The sequence below is a fragment of the Saccharothrix sp. NRRL B-16314 genome, assembly GCF_000716595.1.
Classification (GTDB): domain Bacteria; phylum Actinomycetota; class Actinomycetes; order Mycobacteriales; family Pseudonocardiaceae; genus Actinosynnema.
The window spans coordinates 1-18,781 of sequence record NZ_JNXC01000016.1; the positions used below are offsets into that span (position 1 = coordinate 1).

Consider the following 18,781-nt stretch of genomic DNA (forward strand, 5'->3'; position numbering starts at 1 on the left):
CGACCGGTTGCGCAGCATGTTGCGGACCGCGAGATCCTCGATCACGACCAGTTGGTTCTCCCGGACGAGTCGAGTGGTCAGCTTGTGCAGCAGGTCCCGGCGGCGGTCGGTGATGCGGGCGTGGACACGGGCGACCCGCAGTCGGGTCTTGGCCCGGTTGGCGGAGCCCTTCTGCTTGCGGGCCAGTGCCCGCTGCGCGCGGGCGAGGCGTTCCCGGTCCCGTCGTTCGTGTCTGGGGTTGGTGATCTTCTCCCTGGTAGAGAGGGTGAGCAGGGAGGTGATCCCGGCGTCGACGCCCACCACGCGGTCGGTGGGCGGGGCGTGGTCGACGGTGGTCTCGACCAGGATCGACACGTGCCACCGGCCGGCCGGGTCGCGCGACACCGTGACCGTGGACGGCTCGGCGCCCTCGGGCAGCGGCCGGGACCACACGACATCCAGCGGCTCGGCCATCTTCGCCAGGGTGAGCCGCCCGTCGCGCCAGCGGAACGCCGACCGGGTGTACTCGGCGGAAGCCCTGCCCCGCTTGCGGGACTTGAAACGCGGGTAGCGGGATCGCTTCTCCCAGAACGCGGCGATGCCGCGGTACGGGCCTCCAGCGCCCGGTTGTAGACCACCCGCACGCACCCGAACGTGCGCGACAACTCCACTTCCTGCGCCGCAGAAGGATGGAAGCGGTACCGGAAAGCCCGCTTCACCACCAGCCCCGACGCCATGATTCACACGTTGACACCCAGCGAAAGAGCACTTACCGATGCGGTCGAGAGCATCGGATTCCTCCCCGGCGTGAACGCCGGAGTATTTGCCGACAGGAGCCCAGATGACCGTGCCCCCGGTGTCTCCCGTGGTGGTCGCCGATGTGCTGGACGCCCTGCCGCCCCGCCTGCGGAAGCGGGTCGACGCGTCGTTGTCCCGCGTCGTCGAGTGGGCGGTGACGGTCGACGGCGACTCGGCGCAGGCGGCGCTCGACGCGGAGACCGCCCTGACGTGGACGTTGCACGGTGGCGCGCTCACGTCGGCCGACGACCTCGCGTGCAGTTGCCTGCTCGCGCCGAAGTGCCTGCACCGCGGCATCGCCGTCGCCGCCGCCGACATCGCGTCCGATATCGCGGCCGACATGGTGTCCGATGCTGTTCCCGATGCCGCCCCGGAGGCTTCCGCCGCACCGGTGGAAGCCGATACCGAATCCGCGTCCGACAGCGAACGCACGGCAGCGGCGGCGTTGTGGGAGGCGTGCGCGACGGTGCTCCGGGCAGGGGCCACCGGCAGCGGCGCGGTGGTGCGGGCGGAGTTGCTGCGGGCGGTGCATACCGCGCGCATAGCCGGCCTGTACCGGGCATCCGCGAACGGTCTGCGGATCGCCGCCGCCCTCGCCGCCGCACGCGCCGGCGACTCGTCCTTCGACCGGGAACTGCTCACCGCCGAACTGGTCGACCTGATGCTCCTGTGCCACGACCTGCGCACGGACACCGGTCCGGTGGCCGAACTGCGTGGCACGGCCCGGCGCGAGTATCGGCCCATCGGTTCCCTGCGCCTGTACGGGCTGTGCACCGAAGTGGTCGTCAGCGGCTCGGGCTACAGCGGCGTCGTCACGCACCTCGTGGACGGCACGGGCGTGCTGTGGACGGTCCCGGCGATCATGCCCGGTGGTGTGGAACGGATCGCCGCCGCCGCGAGCGGTCCGGTGGCGATCGGCGAGTCCGGTCTCAGCCAGCGCGAGCTGGGACGCGGCGGTCTGCTCCTGTCCGGCGGCACGGCGTCCCCCGACCACCGGCTCGGCGCGGGCAAGAACGTCCGCGCCGTGGCCGCGTCCGCCGCGGCCTGGACCGAGCCGCCGTTGGACGGCCTGTGGGCGCAGCCGTTGCCGGAGCAGGTGGAGCGCGCCTTCCGAGCCGGCACCCGGCCCGAGGGCAACCGCCCGGCCGGCGCCGACCTGCTGTTCCTGGACGGCACCGTGCTCGGCACGGCGGGTGGCGCGTTGCGGGTGGCCACGGACACGACCGACGTCGACCTTGTCGGCGAGGGCGAGCGGGCTCGGGAGAACCTGCGGGTGCTGGCCGGCGCCGCCGGCGTGCGGCTGCGCTTCGTCGCCCGCCTGCTGCCCGACCGTCCCGGCACGGCCGTCGCGCTGGCCGTCGCCGGTGGCCTGGACCTGCCCGCCGACCTCCGGCACCACGTCGACCTCGGCCTGGACCGGCTCCAGCGCTCGTACGTCGCCGGTGACGGCACCCGCGAGCTGCCGTCCCGCCCGGAACCGGCCGAACGCGTCCCCCGGCCGGTGCGTCCGCTGGAGAACGTGCTGCACCGGGTGGCGCTCGGTGGCCGTGCCGTGGCGGCGATCTCCTCCGCCGACCGCGATGTCGTCGCCCTGTCCCGAACCGGCCTCACCGCCACCGCCGACGTGCTGGCCGACCTCGCCGCCGCGTCCCGCGACCGCGGCCGGGACGCGTTCGGCCGGGTGATCCGCGAAACCGGCGACGACTTCCCGTTCGCCTGGCTGCGAGCCGGTCTCCACGTCCGGGAGTTCACCCGCGCCGCGGCGCAGCGGGCGTGGTCGGAGGCCGGGCGTGATCGGTGAGGAAATGGTGTGACGGGAGAAGGGGGTCATTCCTACGATGCGGTGGTGTCGAAGCCGCCTGAAGGTCCCCTGTGCACGCGCGAGTCGATCGCCGCCGAACTCGCCGGGGCGGGTCTGCGTCCGGGTGAGACCGTTCTCGTGCACTCGTCGTTGAGTTCGCTCGGCTGGGTCTGCGGCGGAGCCGCCGCCGTGGTCCTGGCCCTGCTCGACGTCCTCGGTGACGACGGGACGCTGGTGGTGCCCGCGCACTCCGGCGACAACTCCGAACCGTCGCGGTGGCAGAACCCGCCCGTGCCCGAAGCGTGGTGGGCCGACGTCCGCGCCTCGATCCCGCCCTACGACCCGCGCACGACACCCACGTCCGGCATCGGCGTGATCCCCGAGCTGGTGCGGACCTGGCCGGGGGCGGTCCGCAGCGCCCACCCGCAGACGTCGTTCGCCGCCGTCGGGCCGCGTGCCGCCGAGATCGTGGCCGACCACGCCCTCGACAGCCAGCTCGGCGAGCGCAGTCCGCTCGCCCGGTTGGAGGCGTCGGGAGCGCGGGTCCTCCTCCTGGGCGCGGGCTTTGGCTCCTGCACCGCGTTCCACCTCGCGGAGTACCGGATCGCCACGCCGGAGACCGGCAACTCCTTCGCGATCACGACCTCGGAGGGCCGACGCTGGAGCACCGTCCGCGACATCGTCGTGGAGAGCGACGACTTCGAGGAGCTGGGACAGGCCTTCACCGCGGCACGCCCGGTCGAACTCGGACGGGTGGGCGCGGCCGTCACCCGGCTGTTCCCCCTGGCCGACGCCGTCGCGTTCGCCGAGGTCTGGCTGGCGGAGCACCGAGGGCGTCGACGTCACCGAGCGCCGCGTACCGCCGGGACGTGCTCGTAAGCGAGGTTCGTGCCGGCGGCGGCCCGTTCGGCGGTGATGACGGTGTCGCCGACGAGGAGGGCGCGGTCGTCGACCAGCGGTGCGCCGTTCTCGCCGCGACTCAGGCGGCAGCTCAGCAACGCCGGTGAACCCGGCTCGCGGTGGAGCCGCGCGGCCTGCTGTGACGTCAGGGCGACGGCCTGGATGGTCTCGCTCGCCTGCCGCACCGGCGTTCCGATGTCGGCGAGGAGGCGGTAGAGGGACTGGCGGCGCAACGGTTCGACGCCGGTCCGCGACCCGATCTCCGCCGGGAGGTACGACGTCTGCAACAGCAGGGGAACCGGTGCGCCGGTGGTGCGGGTGCTGCGCAGGCGTTCGACCGCCAGCACCCGATCACCCTCCGGAACGCCCAGCCGCGCGCTCACGTCCGCCGGCGGGACGACGAGCCCGGAGTCCAACACCTCGGTCTCCAACTCGATGCCCTGCTCCACCAGGTCCTGCGACAGGCTGCGCAACCCGGTCAGGCCGTACGAGAACGCGGGCCGCCGCACGAACGTCCCCACCCCGTGCCGCGTCTCCAACAGCCCGTCCGACTCCAGCGCCCGGATCGCCTGGCGCACCGTCATCAACGAGACGTCGAACTCCTCGACCAACTCGCGCTGCGCGGGCAGCGGCGCGTCCACCGGGTACCGCCCGTCCGCGATCCGGTCGGCCAGCACCCGGTAGATCGCGAGGTACTTGGGCACGCGCGTCTCGTACTCGCGGCCCGTGCGCCGCCCGTCGTCCACCGGTGGAAACTCCCGACTCTCAACCCCCGCCCGAGGATAGCGCCCGGCGGAACGCGGCCACCGCGTCCACGACCTCGGCGACCGGCGCGCCGTCGACCAGCATCCGCATGAACGCCGAGCCGACCACCACACCGTCGGCGTCCGCACAGGCCTCCACCGCGTGCGCGACCGTGGAGATGCCGAACCCGGTCACCACCGGCAAGTCGGTCACCGCTTTGAGCCGCCGGGCCGTCTCACGGGCGGTCGTGGCGAGGTCGGCGCGTTCACCGGTGATGCGCATCGAGCTCATGCAGTACACGAACCCGGACGACGCCCGTGCGATCTCCCGGCACCGCTCGTCATCGCACGCGGGCGCGGCCAGCAGCACCGCCGCGACCCCGGCCTCCGACGCGCGTGCCAGGTACTCCGCGGACTCCTCCAACGGCAGGTCCGGCACGATCGCGCCGCGCACCCCGACCGCCGCCAGGTGGTCGACGAACCCGCCCACACCGCGCTCGGGCGTCAACGTCAGCGCCACGTTCGCGTACGTCATCACGACCAGCGGCACACCGACGTCCAGCCCGGCCAGCGAGTCGAGCAGCGGCCTGGGGCGCTCGCCGCGACCGGTCGCCAGCGCGGCGGCCCGCTGCACGGTCGGCCCGTCCAGCATCGGGTCGGAGAACGGCAACCCGATCTCGATCGCGTCCGCACCGGCCTCCGCCGCGCCCCGGACCAGGTCGAGCCAGTCCGGCACGACACCCGCCATGACGTACGGGATCAGCAGTCGGCGCCCGTCGGCGCGGGCCGCCCGCAAGTGGTGTTCCAACGTGGCCACGGCGGTGCTCATCGCAGGTGCTCCCTGATCTGGTGGATGTCCTTGTCACCGCGGCCGGACAGCGTGACCAGCACCGTCGACCCGGCCGACAGCTCACCGGTCGCGGCGGCGTCGACCACCCACGCCAGGGCGTGCGCGGATTCGAGCGCGGGGAGGATGCCCTCGGTCTTGGTGATGAGCTTCAACGCCCGCATCGCCTGCTCGTCGGTGACGCTCGTGTAGTGCGCGCGCCCGATCGAGTCGAGGTGCACGTGCTCCGGGCCGACGCCGGGGTAGTCGAGCCCGGCCGAGATGGAGTGCGCTTCGAGCACCTGGCTGTCGTCGTCCTGGAGGAAGTGCGACATGAACCCGTGCAGCACGCCGGGCTTGCCCTTGTCGACGGCGCTGCCGCCGGCCGCTTCGACGCCGACCAGCCGGGCCGGGGTGTCCACGAACCCGGCGAACGTGCCCGCCGCGTTCGACCCGCCGCCGACGCAGGCCACCACGACGTCCGGCACTGCGGTGGGCAGCCGGTCGGCGCACTGGGCGCGGGCTTCGTCGCCGATGACGCGCTGGAACTCGCGCACCATCCACGGGTAGGGGTGCGGGCCCATGGTGGAGCCGACGCAGTAGTGCGCGGTCCCGGTCTCGTTCACCCACGCGCGCAGCGCGCCGTTGGTGGCCTCCTTCAACGTGCCGGTGCCGTTCGCCGAGGTGACGGGCACGACCTCGGCGCCGAGGAGTTCCATCCGGAACACGTTCAGCTCCTGCCGCCGGACATCCGTCCGTCCCATGTAGACGGTGCAGGCCAGGCCGAGCAGCGCGGCGGCGGTCGCGGTGGCCACGCCGTGCTGCCCGGCCCCGGTCTCGGCGATCAGCTTGCGCTTGCCCATCCGCTGGGCGAGCAGCGCCTGGCCCAGCACGTTGTTGATCTTGTGGGAGCCGGTGTGCGCGAGGTCTTCCCGCTTGAGCAGCACGCGCACGCCCAGCACTTCGGACAACCTCGCGCACTCGGTCAATGGCGTCGGCCGGCCCACGTAGGTCGCGAGCAGTCGCCGGTACTCCGCGGTGAACGCGGCATCGGCCCACGCCTCGCGGAACGCCGCCTCCACCGCCTTGGCGGCGGGCATGAGTGCTTCCGGCAGGTACCGCCCGCCGAACCTGCCGAACCGGCCGGTGGCGTCGGGTGGGCGCATCGCGCCGGTGATGATGGGGATGGACACATCTAGAACTCTAGAACTCTCGCCGTGGGCTCGGCAAGTCCGTGGTGCCGGACCGGGACGTCACACGACCGAGCGCGGGAGGCCCCCGTTCGGCCGCAACGGCACGACCCGCGAATCCCCGAGTCCGCTTTTCGGCGGCGAAATACGGCGCTTTCGACGATATCCACATCACCCCATCAGGGCGTTGGCCACCGGTTGTCCGGCCGAGTACGGTCGGATTCGGGGATGGCCACCTCGCAATGTCACAACTCCGCGGCTGACCGCGGAATGGATCGGGCGTGAGGTGGACTCCGATGACGTTGGACGCTCTCGAACTGCTCAAGGAAGGCCTGCCGGAGAGTTCCGCGCCGCGACGGCGGATCGTGGTGGTCGGCGCGGGGATGGCCGGGTTGACCACGGCGATGTTGCTGAAAGAAGCAGGCCACGAGGTGACCATCCTCGAAGGTCAGAACCGGTTGGGCGGGCGCATCCTCACCTATCGCGGTTTCGCGGGCGACATGTACGGCGAGTTCGGCGCGATGCGGTTCCCGCAGCAGCACCCGTTGGTGAGGTGGTTGATCGAGGAGAAGTTCCAGCTGCCCACGAGACCGTTTCCGATGTACGACGAGGACACGTTCGTGTACCTCCAGGGGAAAGGCGTCCGGCGGCGGGATTTCAGCGCCGACCAGTTCAGTTTCGACATGTCCCCGCGCGAGGCCGACAAAGCGCCGCACGAACTGCTGCGCGACACCGTGCAGCCGTTGGTGGACATCATGGAGCACGAGGACGACGCGAAGGCGTGGCACCGGCTGCTGACGGACTACGACCGGTACACGCTGCTCGGGTACCTCAAGGAACGCGGCCTCAGCGACGGCGCGCTGGCGATGCTCGGTCCGCTGTTCAACCTGGAGGGTCGGTACCACTTCTCGCTGGTCGAGTGGTTTTCGCACTACTACGAGGACGTGTTCGGCCGACTGGACTACATCGTGGCCGGCGCGGACTCGCTGCCCCGGGCGTTCGAGCCGTTCCTGATGGACGACATCAGGCTGGGGGCGCAGGTGCACGCCGTCGACCAGACCGACAGCGAGGTGCGCGTGCACTACCGGTCCGGCCGCCGGGCGCACACGATCACGGCGGACGAGTGCGTGGTGACGGTGCCGTTCGCGAGCCTGCGGCACATGGAGATCCAGGGGCTCGACCCGGACAAGTGGTACGCCATCCGCAACACCTACTACGGGCGGGCGCACAAGCTGTTCATGCAGTTCAGTGAGCGGTGGTGGGAGAGCGCGTACGGCATCACGCACGGCCTCACGGTGACCGACCTGGCGATCCGCAACATCGTCTACCCGCCGGCGGGCCAGGACACCCGGTACCGCAAGGGCGTGATGATCGCGTCGTACTGCTGGGAGCAGGACTCCATGCCGTACACGCCGTTGGCGGGGGACGAGTGCGTCGCGCAGGCGCTGGAGGACCTGGCCAAGATCCACCCCGAGGCGCGGGACACGTTCGAGTTCGGCGTGTACAAGGACTGGGCGCTCGACTGGTTCGCGTGCGGCATCGGCCCGCTGTTCCGCGCGTTCGAGATGAGCGAGGAGTTCTACGAGGACGTGATCCGGCCGGTGAACCGGGTCTGGTTCGCCAACGACGCCTGCGACCGCCGGCACCGGCGGTGGGTGGAGGGCGCGCTCAAGGCGGCGGTGAAGAACGCCTACGCGATCAACGAGGGACTGCGCGACGAGATGCCCTGGAAGGACTGAACCCGACCGGCCGGACTGCCGGACGGGTTCAGCGCAGCGTTCGGGTTCAGCGCAGCGTCGCGGACGCCAACGCCACCGGCGAGTCCTGACCGGGCCACACGCCGGTCAGGACCGTTCCGGTGGGTGCGGTGTCGGCGCCGAGGCGGCGGATGACCGCCAACTCGACCGTGGCCGTCACGATCAGCGTCGGATCGCCCTGGACCACGCCCTCGATCGAGCCGATGGCGGGTGCCTCGGCGCCCTGTGCCGCGCTGCTGGCGATGCTCATGTCGAAGTCGCGGCGGACGAGCCGGTCGCCGGTCTGCACCAGCTGCTCGGCCTGACCGGTGTTCCCGAGCACCGCGCTCGCCAGCGCCGCGGCGTACACCGGGTCGCCGGCCGCGTCGTACACCCAGCGCTTGCCCAGCACGGAGTGCTCGGAGGTGCCCAGCAGCCACTCGTCGGCGCCGTCCAGGGGTGCTTCGCGGTAGGTGAGGGGCACCTGGAGGACCGGCCCGTCGCCGACGCGGACCAGCAGCGTCTCGATCCCGACCGCACCGGCCGGGTCGTCGAAGCGGTAGGCCGCCACCCGCGTCGGCTCACCGGCCCGCGCGTCGTACCAGTCGCGGTCGGGCAGCCAGTCGGCCAGCAGTTCGAGCTTCGTGGGCTGGAGGGTGGCTTGGTGGATCAGGGCCATGCGCCCATCGTAGCCGCGTGATCAGGACGGGCCGGCCGGATGGTCCGGCGTGACTCCGGGTCGAGCGCGGGTCAGGGGAGGACGCCGGTGGTGGCGAGGAGGAGGGCGACGGCGGGCAGGAAGTTGTTGACCTGGTGGGCGACGACACCCGCGAGCAGGTTGCCGGTGTACATCCGGGCCAGTCCGATCGGGATGGACAGCACCAGGAGCAGCGGCGTGCGCAGGAGTTCGAGGTGCGCGAAGGAGAACACCAGGCTGGTCACCGCGAACACGACCCAGCGGTTGAGGCCCCAGTGCTCCAGCGCGCGCCACAGCACGCCCCGGAACAGGACTTCTTCGCCGATCGGCGCCAGCAGCCACACCGCGAGGAACGTGGCGACGGCCGCCACCGGCCCCAACTCCCGCCCGGCGAACGCGTCGCCGACCGCCGAGTCGGCCCGGTCGGCACCCACCCACGCCGCCCACAACGCCGCCGCGGGCAGCGTGAGCAGCAACCCGCCGAGCCCGAACGCCAGCCCGGTCCTGATGTCCCGACCGTTCCAGCGGACCGCCAGCTCACGCGGCGCCCGCCCGGCCCGCGGCCCGCCGCCCAGCCTGGCCACGCCGAGCACCGCCACGAGCGCACCCGAGGCGATCGGCAGGACGAGCACCGCGAGCAGCCCGCCGTCCGCCATCAGGGCCGGATCGGGCGTGCCGGACGCCAGCAGCACCAGGACCGACGCGGCCAACATCGTCAGCTGCCCGGCGAGGAACACGCCCAGCAGGGCCAACCCGACCCGGAGGCCACCTGCCGGTACGACACCGGACGGCCGCGGGTGGCTCTCGTCATCGGTCACAACCGTGGATAACCCGTGCCGACCGTCCGGTCAACTCGAACCGCCGCAGCGGTGGCCGGCAGCGTTGCCCGTCGTCGGGCACCCCGCCGACCCGGACGGTCGGGTTCCCCCTAGCCGGACGTACGACCCCACCGCGAGGACGGCCCGTGCAGGCGCCACCGCTGTTCGCCGTCGTCGCGGAACTCCCCGGAGGCGCGCATGCCGAGGCGACGGGCGACCGCCTCACTGGCCGGGTGGTCGGGCGCGATGTGGGCGTGCACGGCCCGCGCGCCGTGTCCGACCAGCCAGTCGACCACGGCGGCGGTGGACTCGGTGGCGTAGCCGTAACCCTGGAACGGCACCCCGACGATCCACGCGACCTCCGCGACCAGCCCGTTCACGCCGGCCGTCGTCGCCTGCACGGTGCCGACCGCGACGTCGTCCGCTTCCCGCAGCACGGTCCAGTTGAGCCAACCTTCGCGTCCGTCGTCGGACCACGGCCGTTCCCACCGCAAGTAGCGAGCCGACAGCTCGGCCACGGTCGGCGGCGCACCGCCGATGATCGAGTACAGCGCCGGGTCACCCAGCACCGCCGCCATCTCCTCGGCGTGCCCGACCCGCACCGGCTCGACCCGCAGCCGCGCTGTGCGGAGCACCGCGTCCTCGGGCCAACGGCCGGGTACCACCGCCGCGTCACCTGCGACCGGTCGTCCGCCCCTGGGCGATGGTGTGCTCATCCGGCGATCCCCTTGGACGTCGCTGCGGCCGTGGTGGCCGGGCAGCTCGGGTGGACCCGGACCGCCGCGATCACTCTCCTTCACCCGCACGCCCGGGAGGAAGCCGTTTTCGCAAAACCTCCACGAGGCGGAGACGCGCGCGACCCGGGGTCACGTGAGGTCGGCGAAGACCTCCACCTGGTCGGTGCGACCGGCGACGATGAGGATGTCGCCCTCCCGCACCACGGTGTCGGCGGCGGCGTAGTCGGCCGCGGCGGCGTGGCCGGGTTGGACCACTCGATGGCGGTGACGGCGACGACGCCGAACGCGGTCAGCGCGGCGGAGGCGAACAGGGTGATGCGGGCGTGCGGTGTCCACCGGCTGGATCAGCACGAGCACCACGACCTCGCCGAACGTCGACCAGTGCGTGGCGGTGTCCACCACGACCAGCCCGGTCATGCACACGGCCGAGGTGGCGGTGAACAGGGCCGTCACGACACCCGCCGACGAGCCGTCCTCGGTCGCGACCGGCAGCACCAGCAGCAGCGCGCCGAGCAGCGCCGAGCCGCCGAACCCGAGCACGACCAGCCGTGCCGGACTGCCGATTCGCGCGGTCACCCGAGGACGCGTTGCCCTCACCCTCACTCCCCGGACGATCAGCACCCCGATCGGAGAACCTCAAGCCGGAACCGCGCCGCGGGCACCCCGACCGCCGCAGTCTTTACGGGGATCGCATGCCCCGGAGGTAGTTGACGGCGGCCCAGGGACGCCGGCCGGAGGCGAACACCTTCCCGGTCGCCACGGCCCGCGCGAGGCGGGTGCGGCGGAAGATCGTGAGCATCATCGTGGTCGGGTCGAACCGGACCCGCGCGTCGACCTGCTCGCCGCCGGGCGGTTCCACGGACAGCCGCCCGCCGTCCCTGGTGAGGACGACCGGCGTGGTGTGCTTCGAGCGGAACTCGATGGCGATGCGAGCGGGCGTGCCTCCGTTGCCGGGCGTGCGGCTGCCACCCAGCAGCCGACCCGAGTCACCGCCGAGCAGGCGCATGAGGAACACGTCGAACGTCAGGGCGGCGTGGTCGGTGGGGATGTGCCAGGGGACGCCCATCGCGCGGGCGATGTCGAGGCCGTGGATCAGGGTCTCGTTGAGCTGGTGGGCCACGTGCGAGGCGGCGGGCAGGCGTGCGCCGCCGAGCCAGGGTCGCAGTTCGCGCGGGTCGACGTCGTTCGCGCGGGCCAGCAGCAGGTCGACGTCCTCGTGGAGGCGCCGCGCCAACCTTTCCGTCGACCGGTCCGGGTAGTGGGCGAGGGCCGCGTCGTTGAGCCGGCCGAACTCGGCGAAGGTGCTCTCCCGGGCGAGCCGGTCCAGCCCGGGGTCACCGAGAGGGGACGGGCCGTCGACGATCGTGGTCGCGTTGAGGCGGGCGACGATGGCGGTGTGGGCGGCGGTCTCGACGACCGACCACTTCCCGACCGCGAGCCGGTCCGGTGTCCGGCAGTCCCGCAGCAGCCGGGTGAACCGGTGGTTGGCCTCGGCGAGCGCGTCACGCAGGTCCCGCCACCGCTGATCGGTGAGTGCCAACTCCACCAGCCGCCCCCTGACGCCGCCGAGCCAACGACGAACCCCTCGCGGACGAACATAGCGACGCGGTCAGGTGAGTTCTTCCGCCAAACTGCTCATGATCCGGGCTTTTCCGCGTCCGGTGTCTTACGCCCGATCGCGTGAACAACCTGATGCACCCGACAACAGCGGCGCGGGTGGCGTGCCCACCCGCGCCGCCGCGAACACTCACGCCGCGTACGTGGCGTCCTGGGCGGTGCTCACCACCTTCCGCGCGTCGTCGGCGGTGAGCAGCCCCGCCGACACCCACGTGTCGGCGGTGGCCCTCACGTGCTGGACCAGGTGTCCCTTGCCGCGGAACGGCGCGGCGGCCCACACCTCGTCCAGGAACGTCGTCCCGTCGCCCCGGCTCGGGTTCGCCACCCCGGAGTCCCGGCCGCCGAACGCGATCAGCGGCTCACGGCGGTGGAAGTAGACGTGCGTCGGGTCCTCCGTGCCCTCGAAGAACGGCGCGAACTCGACGCCGTCGAGCACGTGGTGCAGCGGCTCGCCCGCCACCGGCGTCAGGCTGGGCAGCAGGTCGCCGGACAGCCCCGCGTTCCGGTACAGGCCGAACTCCAGGAACGTCCGCCGGGCGTCCCGCGCGGCCAGGTTCACCGGGCCGTAGAACAGCGTCTGCGTCGCCGGGTCGTCCAACGCCCGCTCCACCCGCAGCCGGAACGGGATGGAGACGCGCACGGTGTCACCGCTGCGCCACGTGCGGGACAGGGTGAAGTACGAGCCGGGGACGGCGGCACGCGGCACCCGCTCGCCGTTGACCTCGACCCGGAAGTCCGACCCCGCCCACCCCGGCACGCGCAGGTGCAGGTCGAACCGGCCGCCGCCGTGCACGCCGATCGTGCTGCCCTGCTCGATCGGGTAGTTCGTGGTCTGCGTGACCGTGACGCCCTTGTCCGCCCACTTCAGCGTGGACGCGCTGTACAGGTTGACGTACAGCGCGCTGCCGTCGGCCTTGGCGAAGTACACCGAGTCCTGGTACTTGGTCGCGCTCTCCATGCCGGTGCCCTCGCAGCACGTCGTGCCCGCCTTCGGCGTGTAGTCCCGCACGTGACCGGGCTGCAACCCGATGAAGTACGTGACCAACGGCTTCTCCGCGTCGGCGCGGTCCTGTTTGGACCCCAGCACCTGGTTGTAGAGCGCGCGCTCGTAGTAGTCCATGTACTTCGGGTCCTGCTCGTGGAAGAACAGCACCCGGCTCAGCTTGAGCATGTTGTAGGCGCAGCACGTCTCGGCGTTGGTCTCGCTCAACGTCCCGACGATGCTGCCGCGCGCCCGCCAGAACTCCGCCGTGCTCGTGCCGCCGATGCTGTACATGCGGGTCGGCACGACCATGTCCCAGAACTTCCGCGCCGCCGTCAGGTACCGCTGCTCGCCGGTCTCGTCGTGCAGACGCACCATGCCGGTGAGGATCGGGATGTGCTGGTTGGCGTGCAGCCCGTCGAGGATGTCGGTGCCCGCCGCGCACGAGTCGATGAGCCGGTCCAGGTCGAACAGCCGGGCCAGCTCCAGGTGCTCGGCCTTGCCGGTGATGGCGTGCAGGTCGCAGATCGCCTCGACGATGCCGCCGAACTCGCCGCTGGAGAAGATGCCCCACATCCGCTGGAGCGTGGCCTCGGGCAGCTTGGACAGCCGCGAGTGCATCCAGTCGCACAGACCGCCGGCCAGGTCGAGCGCCCGCTCGTCGCCGGTGTTGAGGTAGGCGTCGAGCAGGCCGCGCAGGATCTTGTGCGCGGTGTAGTACGGCGCCCAGACGACGAAGTAGTTGCCGGCGGTCATCGACTCCAGCGTGATGAACTGCGTCTCGGGGTAGGCCGCCAGGAAACCGGGGTGGCTCGGCCGGCCCCACGTGCGCTTGAACGTGGCGTGCTGCCCGCGCCCGGACGCGTCGGCGATCGTCGCGCCGCCCGTCTCGTCGAACGAGTAGGACGCCAGGTCGCCCCGTGCGGGGGTGTGCTGGAGCGCGGCGATCTCGTCGGCGCCCAGCGCTCGCGACCAGATGTCCACCTGGTCGAACGCGCCCGCGAACACGGGGTCGGAGGGGAACTGGGAGTTGCCGAGCCAGTGGTTGCGCAGCGCGCCCAGCGCGGCCGGGGTGTGCGTCATGTTCCGGTTCACGCCGACGCGCGTGCCGTTGACGTAGAGCGACCCGGTGCCGCCCTCGATGGTGACCGCGAGGTGGCTCCACTGGCCTACGGGCAGCGGAGCGTCGCCGTCGATCACCTGCTCCGCTCCGGGCCCGTTGGGGGTGATCGCGAAGCGGGGCCGGTTCAGGTGGCTGCGGATGGTCAGGAACATGTAGCGGGAGACGTCGTTGCCGAAGTCGAACACCCGCGCCCACATGCTGTCGTGCTCCGGCTTGACCCACACCGAGATCGTGACCGCCGGTGAACCCGCCAGCACGGTCGACGGCAGGTCGAAGATCTGGTGGCTGCCGCGCGGGTTCTCCACCGCCGTGCCGAACTTCCCGGGCACGGCGCGCAGCACCGGGTCGCCCTGCAACGCCTCGCGCACCTCGACCAGCGCGCCGACGGCGTAGCGGATCTTGTCGGCGTAGACCTCGTCGCCGGTGCCCGCGTAGGCCTGGGACAACATGGTCAGGAAGTGTCCGGTGTAGTGGCCGCGCAGGTTGCCGTTGGCCTCGCCGTCCAGCCCTTCCCAGCCGCCGGGCGCCACCGCGCCGCGCGTCGACAGCCCGGTGTTGGCGCGGAAGACCTGCAACAACCGGTCCACGTCGTAGCCGCGGCCGTAGTCGAGCATCAGGTCGCGCTTGGCCGCGAAGACGCTGTTGCCGAGCGCCACCTGGTCCAACGCGAACGGTCGCACCCGCCACGCCGCCGGTGGGGGCAGCGCGGCCCCCGAACCCGCCGCCGCCACGGGTGCCGCTGACGCCCGACCGACGACGGTGGACCCGACCAGGGGAGCAGCCGCCGCCAACGCCGTGGCGCGGAGGAAAACTCGCCGGTCTACGGGCTGTGCCATGTCATACCTCTCCTCGTGCGGACTGCGCGGGAACGGCTGTCGGCGGTGGGCCACCGCAGACAGCCGGACTCGCGGTGGATCAGGTCGGCTGGATGTGCTCTGGCCCCGCGTACCCCGCGCCCTTGGCGAAGGAGGGGGAGCACTTCGCCAGGCGGATCACGTCGTCGCCGTCTCGCAGGCCGACTGCGGTCGGCGCGGGCACCGTGGCGAGGCCGTCAAGGCCGGTCCGGGCGCGCGTGGTGGTGCGCCACCACGACGCGGTCGGCTGGTGTGGGCGAGCAGGCATCGTTGCCTCTCCTCGGTAGCTCCTTCTGTTAACGCTAACAGCGGTCCGGTGGTCGACTCAAGACCTTCATCGGTGAGCATGCTGTTAGCGGTAACAGCCATACGTGCACTGCTGGTCGGCGATCGAATGCCCGGCGGTCCCAAAAACCGGTTAAGTCGGCCGGCCGCTAGAGTCCGGGACCACCGGAGACCTTGGAGTGACACGTTGAGCGACGACGAGCTGCGCCAAGCCGCGGACACCGAGCTGCGTCACCGGATCCTGCCGTTCTGGCTCGGCTTGGCGGACCGCGAGCACGGCGGCGTCCACGGCCACGTCGACGCGGACCTGGAGATCGACCGCACGGCGGACAAGGGCGCGGTGATGGCCTGCCGGTTCCTGTGGACGTTCTCGGCCGCCTACCGGCACTTCGGTGACCTGTCCTACCTGTCCGCCGCGCAGGACATGTACCGGTTCATCACGGATCGGCTCATCGACGCGGAGCACGGCGGGGTGTTCTGGTCGGTCGACCACACCGGTGCTCCGGCGGACACCGACAAGCACGTCTACGCCCAGGCGTTCGCGCTCTACGCGTTCAGCGAGTACCACCGCGCCACCGCCGACCAGGGCGCGCTCGCACGGGCGACGGAGATCCACGACATCGTGACCGGCGTCGGGTTCGACCCGGCGAGCGGGGCGTACCGCGAGCAGTTCGACCGTTCCTGGACGGCCAAGCCGAACGCCTTCCTCGGTGAGGCCGACCGCGCCGACATCACGATGAACACGCACCTGCACGTCCTGGAAGCGCTGACCGCGTACCACGTGGTGGCTCCGACGCCGGCCGTGACAGGTCGCATCGCCGCTCTGCTGGACACGTTCCGCGACCGGCTCTACGACCCGAGCCGACGGTCGCTGCGGGTGTTCATGGACGCCGACTGGCGCGAACTCGGTGACGTGGTGTCCTTCGGCCACGACATCGAGGCGAGCTGGCTGGTCGACGAGGCGGCCCGGGAGATCGGCGCGGACCTGCCGGACCTGGTCGTGGGCCTGGCCAGGGCGACGGCCGAGCGGGCGGTGCTCGCGGACGGCTCGGTGGCCAACGAGGCGGTAACGGGCCGGGTGGACGCGACGCGCGTCTGGTGGGTGCAGGCGGAGGCGGTAGTGGGCTTCCTCAACGCGCACGAGCGCACCGGTGACCGGGCGTTCCGCACGTTGGCGGGCGACACCTGGGACTACATCACCACCAGCATGATCGACCCCCGGCCGACCGGCGAGTGGCTCTACGCCAGGGGACCGGACAACGCGCCGCTGCGCCGGGAGGCGGCCGGGATGTGGAAGTGCTGCTACCACAACGGACGCCTGTGCCTCCAGCTGGTCGAGCGACTCACCCCGCGACCGCCGACCGGACGTGACCAGGCCGCCGACCGGCCCTGACCACGTCGTCCGCCGGCGTGACGCGGTCCGGCGGCAGGAGGTCGCCAGACCGGGCGGTCAGACCCGGAACGCGGCGACGTAGTGGGCCGGGTCGCGGTCGAACTCGCCCTCCCAGCGGCGGACGACGTGGTCGGCGAACGTCGTCCCGGTGGCCACGACCTCCTCGATGGGGTCGAGGTAGCCGAGCACTTCCGGGCGCTCCAGCCCGGCCTCGACGCGGGCGGCCAGGCCTTCTCGCGCGAGCCGGACCAGCTCACCGCCCAGTTCACGCGCCGGCACGTCGCCGACCATCGCCGAGAGACCCTTGACCGGCAGCTCCCGCATGGTGTGCTCCAGGGCGTCGGCCGAGCAGCCGCGGAGCAGGTCCCAGGCCGCGAGCCGGGACGGCCGGTGGTACGTCAGGCCGACCCACAGCGCGGGCACGGCCGGGATGTGCGGGTAGGGCGGACCGTCCGGCGCGCGGAGTTCGAGCGTGCCGCGCACCCGCACGTCCGTCCACAGCTGGGACAGGTGGGACAGCCAGTCGTCCCACGTCGGCGCGCTGCCGTCCGGGAACCCGTCCTCCAGCACCGCGCCGAAGGGGCGGTCGCCCGCCGGGTGGCAGCCTCCGGCCGTTCGGCGGTAGATCATCGGGAAGGCCAGCGCCCACTCCACGAAGTCATCCACCGCCATCGCCTCCCGCAGCCCGACCCGGAGCAGGCCGCAGCGGCTCGGGTCGGCCTTCAGCCAGCTCTTGCGCCGGCGCGACCGCAACCCGGTCACCTCGCCGCCCGCCAACGGCGAGTTGACGAACAGGGCGGACACGACCGGCGAGGCGGCCACCTGCACCCGCAGCTTCTCGGCCAGGTCCTCGGCCGACGTGTAGTCGAGGGTGGTCTGGGTGGACAGGGTCAGCGCCATGACCACCGGCCCTTCCGCGCCGTCCTCACCGAGGCGGTCGAAGTGCTCGCGCATGACGGCGCCCCGCGGCTTCGGCACCCACGACACGTCGCGGAGGCGGTCGAACGGCAGGTTCGCGCCGGGCACGACCGCGTGGCCGAACCGGCCGGCGACCTCGGCGAACCGCCCCATCACGTGACGCATGTCCGCCACCGCCGTCGCCAGGTCGGAGGTGGGCGCGGACGCGTATTCGAGCGCGCCCCCGTGCTCCAGCGTGACGGTCATCCCGGTGCCGGTGGTGAGCCCGGTCAGGTGCCCGTCGTCGCGCAGCGGCTCGCCGTCGAACTCGACCAGCAGCGCTTCGAGCAGGTCGCGGATGCCGTTCGGCGCCGAGTAGGGGATGCCCCGCCCGGTGTCCGGGTCGACCACCGCGTTCTCGATCTCCAGCCCGATCCGCTCGCGAACCTCACCTGATCTGGAGAAAAGCGAGGTCAGGTCTTCCCGCCGGAGCGTCGCGGTGGAGCTGGAGTGCATGTGGTCCTCCGAACGGGCGTGGCGGCAGCGCTCTCCGCGTTGGATCCCGCACCTGGCCCGATCGAGTATGGGCCTCGGAGCGGCACCCGACCCGTCGGGCGCGTGCTGCCCAGCCCTACTCCGGGCGGCTCCACCGAGGGTCGTCGCGAGGCGGGGCGACGATGGTCGGTGGCCGGTGGCCCAGGTCGACGGGCGCCAAGCCCACCAGCGGCTGCGACAGCAGTTCCACCGGCGCGAGGAACCCGGGCGTGGACTGCCAGTCGCTGATCTGCCGCACGAGCACCACCGCGAGCACGGCGGCGGGCACCCCGAGGAGGGCCGCCACGGTGGCCAGCGCCGCACCGCCGGTGAACGCCTCCAGGGTCTCGCCGTTCGCCAGCACCCGACCCGCGATCCGCTCGAGCGCCTGGGAGGTGAGGAACAGCCCCCACCACCAGTTGACCACCGAGTGCCTCCGGCCGACGTCGGTCAAGGGTCGGCTGGTCCGCCAGATGTCCAGGGTGTACCGGCGGGGGATCCACAGGTTGACGATGGGCAGCCAGCCCCAGATCGCCCACGACTTGCGGTAGTTGTGCTCGTGCGGCGCGATCAGTTCGGCGTTCGAGCGGGCCCGCCACAGCCACACGATGAACAGGACGCCCGCCGCCAGGTAGAGCCCGACGACCGGGAGGTCGATCAGCGTGCCCGCCGCGAGCGTCCGCTCGATCTCGGCGTCGCTCACCCGGCCGTCGAGGTAGCCGTCCAGCACCGCGCGCACGTGCCAGACCCACCCGGCCACGACCACGTCGGCCAACGCCGTCAGCAGCACCAGCACGACAAACGCGACCCCGGGTCCGCGCACCGAACGGAACACTTGTCCCCCCACATGGATAGTCCCCCGACCGGGGCG

At 72.0% G+C, this 18,781-nt stretch carries 17 protein-coding genes and 1 pseudogene; 4 read left to right on the forward strand and 14 right to left on the reverse strand.

Annotated features, from left to right (window positions below):
• Window positions 1–627: RNA-guided endonuclease InsQ/TnpB family protein (locus OQ02_RS44890; RefSeq protein ID WP_231500162.1), on the reverse strand; the 627-nt coding region annotated here is incomplete at its 3' end.
• 8 nt (window positions 628–635) lie between these two features.
• A pseudogene (locus OQ02_RS47190) lies at window positions 636–716 on the reverse strand (hypothetical protein); the annotation flags it as partial.
• 104 nt (window positions 717–820) lie between these two features.
• On the opposite strand from OQ02_RS47190, the gene OQ02_RS22170 reads away from it, so the two are divergent.
• A complete protein-coding gene (locus OQ02_RS22170; RefSeq protein ID WP_033440465.1) occupies window positions 821–2,578 on the forward strand; it encodes a hypothetical protein in 1,758 nt (585 codons plus the stop codon).
• A 45-nt stretch (window positions 2,579–2,623) separates the two neighbouring features.
• Entirely contained in the window at window positions 2,624–3,457 is an 834-nt protein-coding gene (locus OQ02_RS22175; protein WP_197043440.1) for an aminoglycoside N(3)-acetyltransferase, read from the forward strand.
• Here the strand turns inward: OQ02_RS22175 and OQ02_RS22180 are convergent.
• Genes OQ02_RS22180 through trpB form a run of 3 tightly spaced genes read right to left on the reverse strand, consistent with a single transcriptional unit; the run spans window position 3,421 to window position 6,213 of the window.
• Complete coding sequence (locus OQ02_RS22180) at window positions 3,421–4,224, reverse strand: GntR family transcriptional regulator (protein ID WP_033440466.1); 804 nt, start codon at window positions 4,222–4,224, stop codon at window positions 3,421–3,423. The two genes, OQ02_RS22175 and OQ02_RS22180, sit on opposite strands and share 37 nt — an antisense overlap.
• 19 nt (window positions 4,225–4,243) lie before the next feature.
• On the reverse strand, window positions 4,244–5,050 hold the full coding sequence (trpA, locus tag OQ02_RS22185) for a tryptophan synthase subunit alpha (protein WP_033440467.1): 807 nt from the start codon (window positions 5,048–5,050) through the stop codon (window positions 4,244–4,246).
• Window positions 5,047–6,213 (reverse strand): tryptophan synthase subunit beta, encoded by a 1,167-nt coding sequence (gene trpB / locus OQ02_RS22190; RefSeq protein WP_033440541.1) that lies wholly within the window; start codon window positions 6,211–6,213, stop codon window positions 5,047–5,049. The genes trpA and trpB overlap by 4 nt, the downstream gene beginning before the upstream one ends.
• A gap of 320 nt (window positions 6,214–6,533) precedes the next feature.
• Between trpB and OQ02_RS22195 the strand changes: the two genes are divergently transcribed.
• Complete coding sequence (locus OQ02_RS22195) at window positions 6,534–7,976, forward strand: flavin monoamine oxidase family protein (protein ID WP_033440468.1); 1,443 nt, start codon at window positions 6,534–6,536, stop codon at window positions 7,974–7,976.
• A 46-nt stretch (window positions 7,977–8,022) separates the two neighbouring features.
• On the opposite strand, the gene OQ02_RS22200 is transcribed toward OQ02_RS22195, so the two are convergent.
• The 7 genes from OQ02_RS22200 to OQ02_RS22230 form a co-directional block, all read right to left on the reverse strand.
• Window positions 8,023–8,652 carry a CG0192-related protein gene (locus OQ02_RS22200; protein ID WP_033440469.1) on the reverse strand — a complete coding sequence of 210 codons (630 nt, stop codon included), beginning with the start codon at window positions 8,650–8,652 and terminating at the stop codon, window positions 8,023–8,025.
• Window positions 8,653–8,723: 71 nt separating this feature from the next.
• Window positions 8,724–9,488, reverse strand: coding sequence for a CPBP family intramembrane glutamic endopeptidase (locus tag OQ02_RS22205; RefSeq protein WP_231500163.1), 765 nt, complete (start codon window positions 9,486–9,488; stop codon window positions 8,724–8,726).
• Between the two features lie 110 nt (window positions 9,489–9,598).
• Window positions 9,599–10,204 (reverse strand): GNAT family N-acetyltransferase, encoded by a 606-nt coding sequence (locus tag OQ02_RS22210; RefSeq protein WP_081915853.1) that lies wholly within the window; start codon window positions 10,202–10,204, stop codon window positions 9,599–9,601.
• A 150-nt stretch (window positions 10,205–10,354) separates the two neighbouring features.
• On the reverse strand, window positions 10,355–10,801 hold the full coding sequence (locus tag OQ02_RS45950) for a hypothetical protein (RefSeq protein ID WP_033440471.1): 447 nt from the start codon (window positions 10,799–10,801) through the stop codon (window positions 10,355–10,357).
• 103 nt (window positions 10,802–10,904) lie between these two features.
• Window positions 10,905–11,771: a maleylpyruvate isomerase N-terminal domain-containing protein gene (locus tag OQ02_RS22220; protein WP_051772648.1), complete on the reverse strand. Its 867-nt coding sequence runs from the start codon at window positions 11,769–11,771 to the stop codon at window positions 10,905–10,907.
• Window positions 11,772–11,972: 201 nt separating this feature from the next.
• Window positions 11,973–14,783, reverse strand: coding sequence for a beta-L-arabinofuranosidase domain-containing protein (locus tag OQ02_RS22225; RefSeq protein WP_033440472.1), 2,811 nt, complete (start codon window positions 14,781–14,783; stop codon window positions 11,973–11,975).
• A gap of 79 nt (window positions 14,784–14,862) precedes the next feature.
• The gene (locus tag OQ02_RS22230; RefSeq protein WP_033440473.1) at window positions 14,863–15,069 is read right to left on the reverse strand and encodes a hypothetical protein; all 207 of its coding nucleotides are present in this window, start codon (window positions 15,067–15,069) and stop codon (window positions 14,863–14,865) included.
• A gap of 204 nt (window positions 15,070–15,273) precedes the next feature.
• Between OQ02_RS22230 and OQ02_RS22235 the strand changes: the two genes are divergently transcribed.
• Entirely contained in the window at window positions 15,274–16,479 is a 1,206-nt protein-coding gene (locus tag OQ02_RS22235; protein ID WP_051772649.1) for an AGE family epimerase/isomerase, read from the forward strand.
• A 57-nt stretch (window positions 16,480–16,536) separates the two neighbouring features.
• On the opposite strand, the gene OQ02_RS22240 is transcribed toward OQ02_RS22235, so the two are convergent.
• The gene (locus OQ02_RS22240) at window positions 16,537–17,892 is read right to left on the reverse strand and encodes a glutamate-cysteine ligase family protein (protein WP_033440474.1); all 1,356 of its coding nucleotides are present in this window, start codon (window positions 17,890–17,892) and stop codon (window positions 16,537–16,539) included.
• A 115-nt stretch (window positions 17,893–18,007) separates the two neighbouring features.
• A complete protein-coding gene (locus OQ02_RS41160) occupies window positions 18,008–18,733 on the reverse strand; it encodes a DUF4328 domain-containing protein (protein ID WP_197043441.1) in 726 nt (241 codons plus the stop codon).
• Between the last annotated feature and the right edge of the window lie 48 nt (window positions 18,734–18,781).

Excerpts from the sequence above, each read along its gene's own strand:
- OQ02_RS22170 (WP_033440465.1), top strand. The coding sequence starts at position 821 with ATGACCGTGCCCCCGGTGTCTCCCGTGGTGGTCGCCGATGTGCTGGAC.
- trpA (WP_033440467.1), bottom strand. The coding sequence starts at position 5,050 with ATGAGCACCGCCGTGGCCACGTTGGAACACCACTTGCGGGCGGCCCGC.
- trpB (WP_033440541.1), bottom strand. The coding sequence starts at position 6,213 with ATGCGCCCACCCGACGCCACCGGCCGGTTCGGCAGGTTCGGCGGGCGG.
- OQ02_RS22195 (WP_033440468.1), top strand. The coding sequence starts at position 6,534 with ATGACGTTGGACGCTCTCGAACTGCTCAAGGAAGGCCTGCCGGAGAGT.
- OQ02_RS22200 (WP_033440469.1), bottom strand. The coding sequence starts at position 8,652 with ATGGCCCTGATCCACCAAGCCACCCTCCAGCCCACGAAGCTCGAACTG.
- OQ02_RS22210 (WP_081915853.1), bottom strand. The coding sequence starts at position 10,204 with ATGAGCACACCATCGCCCAGGGGCGGACGACCGGTCGCAGGTGACGCG.
- OQ02_RS22225 (WP_033440472.1), bottom strand. The coding sequence starts at position 14,783 with ATGGCACAGCCCGTAGACCGGCGAGTTTTCCTCCGCGCCACGGCGTTG.
- OQ02_RS22230 (WP_033440473.1), bottom strand. The coding sequence starts at position 15,069 with ATGCCTGCTCGCCCACACCAGCCGACCGCGTCGTGGTGGCGCACCACC.
- OQ02_RS22240 (WP_033440474.1), bottom strand. The coding sequence starts at position 17,892 with ATGCACTCCAGCTCCACCGCGACGCTCCGGCGGGAAGACCTGACCTCG.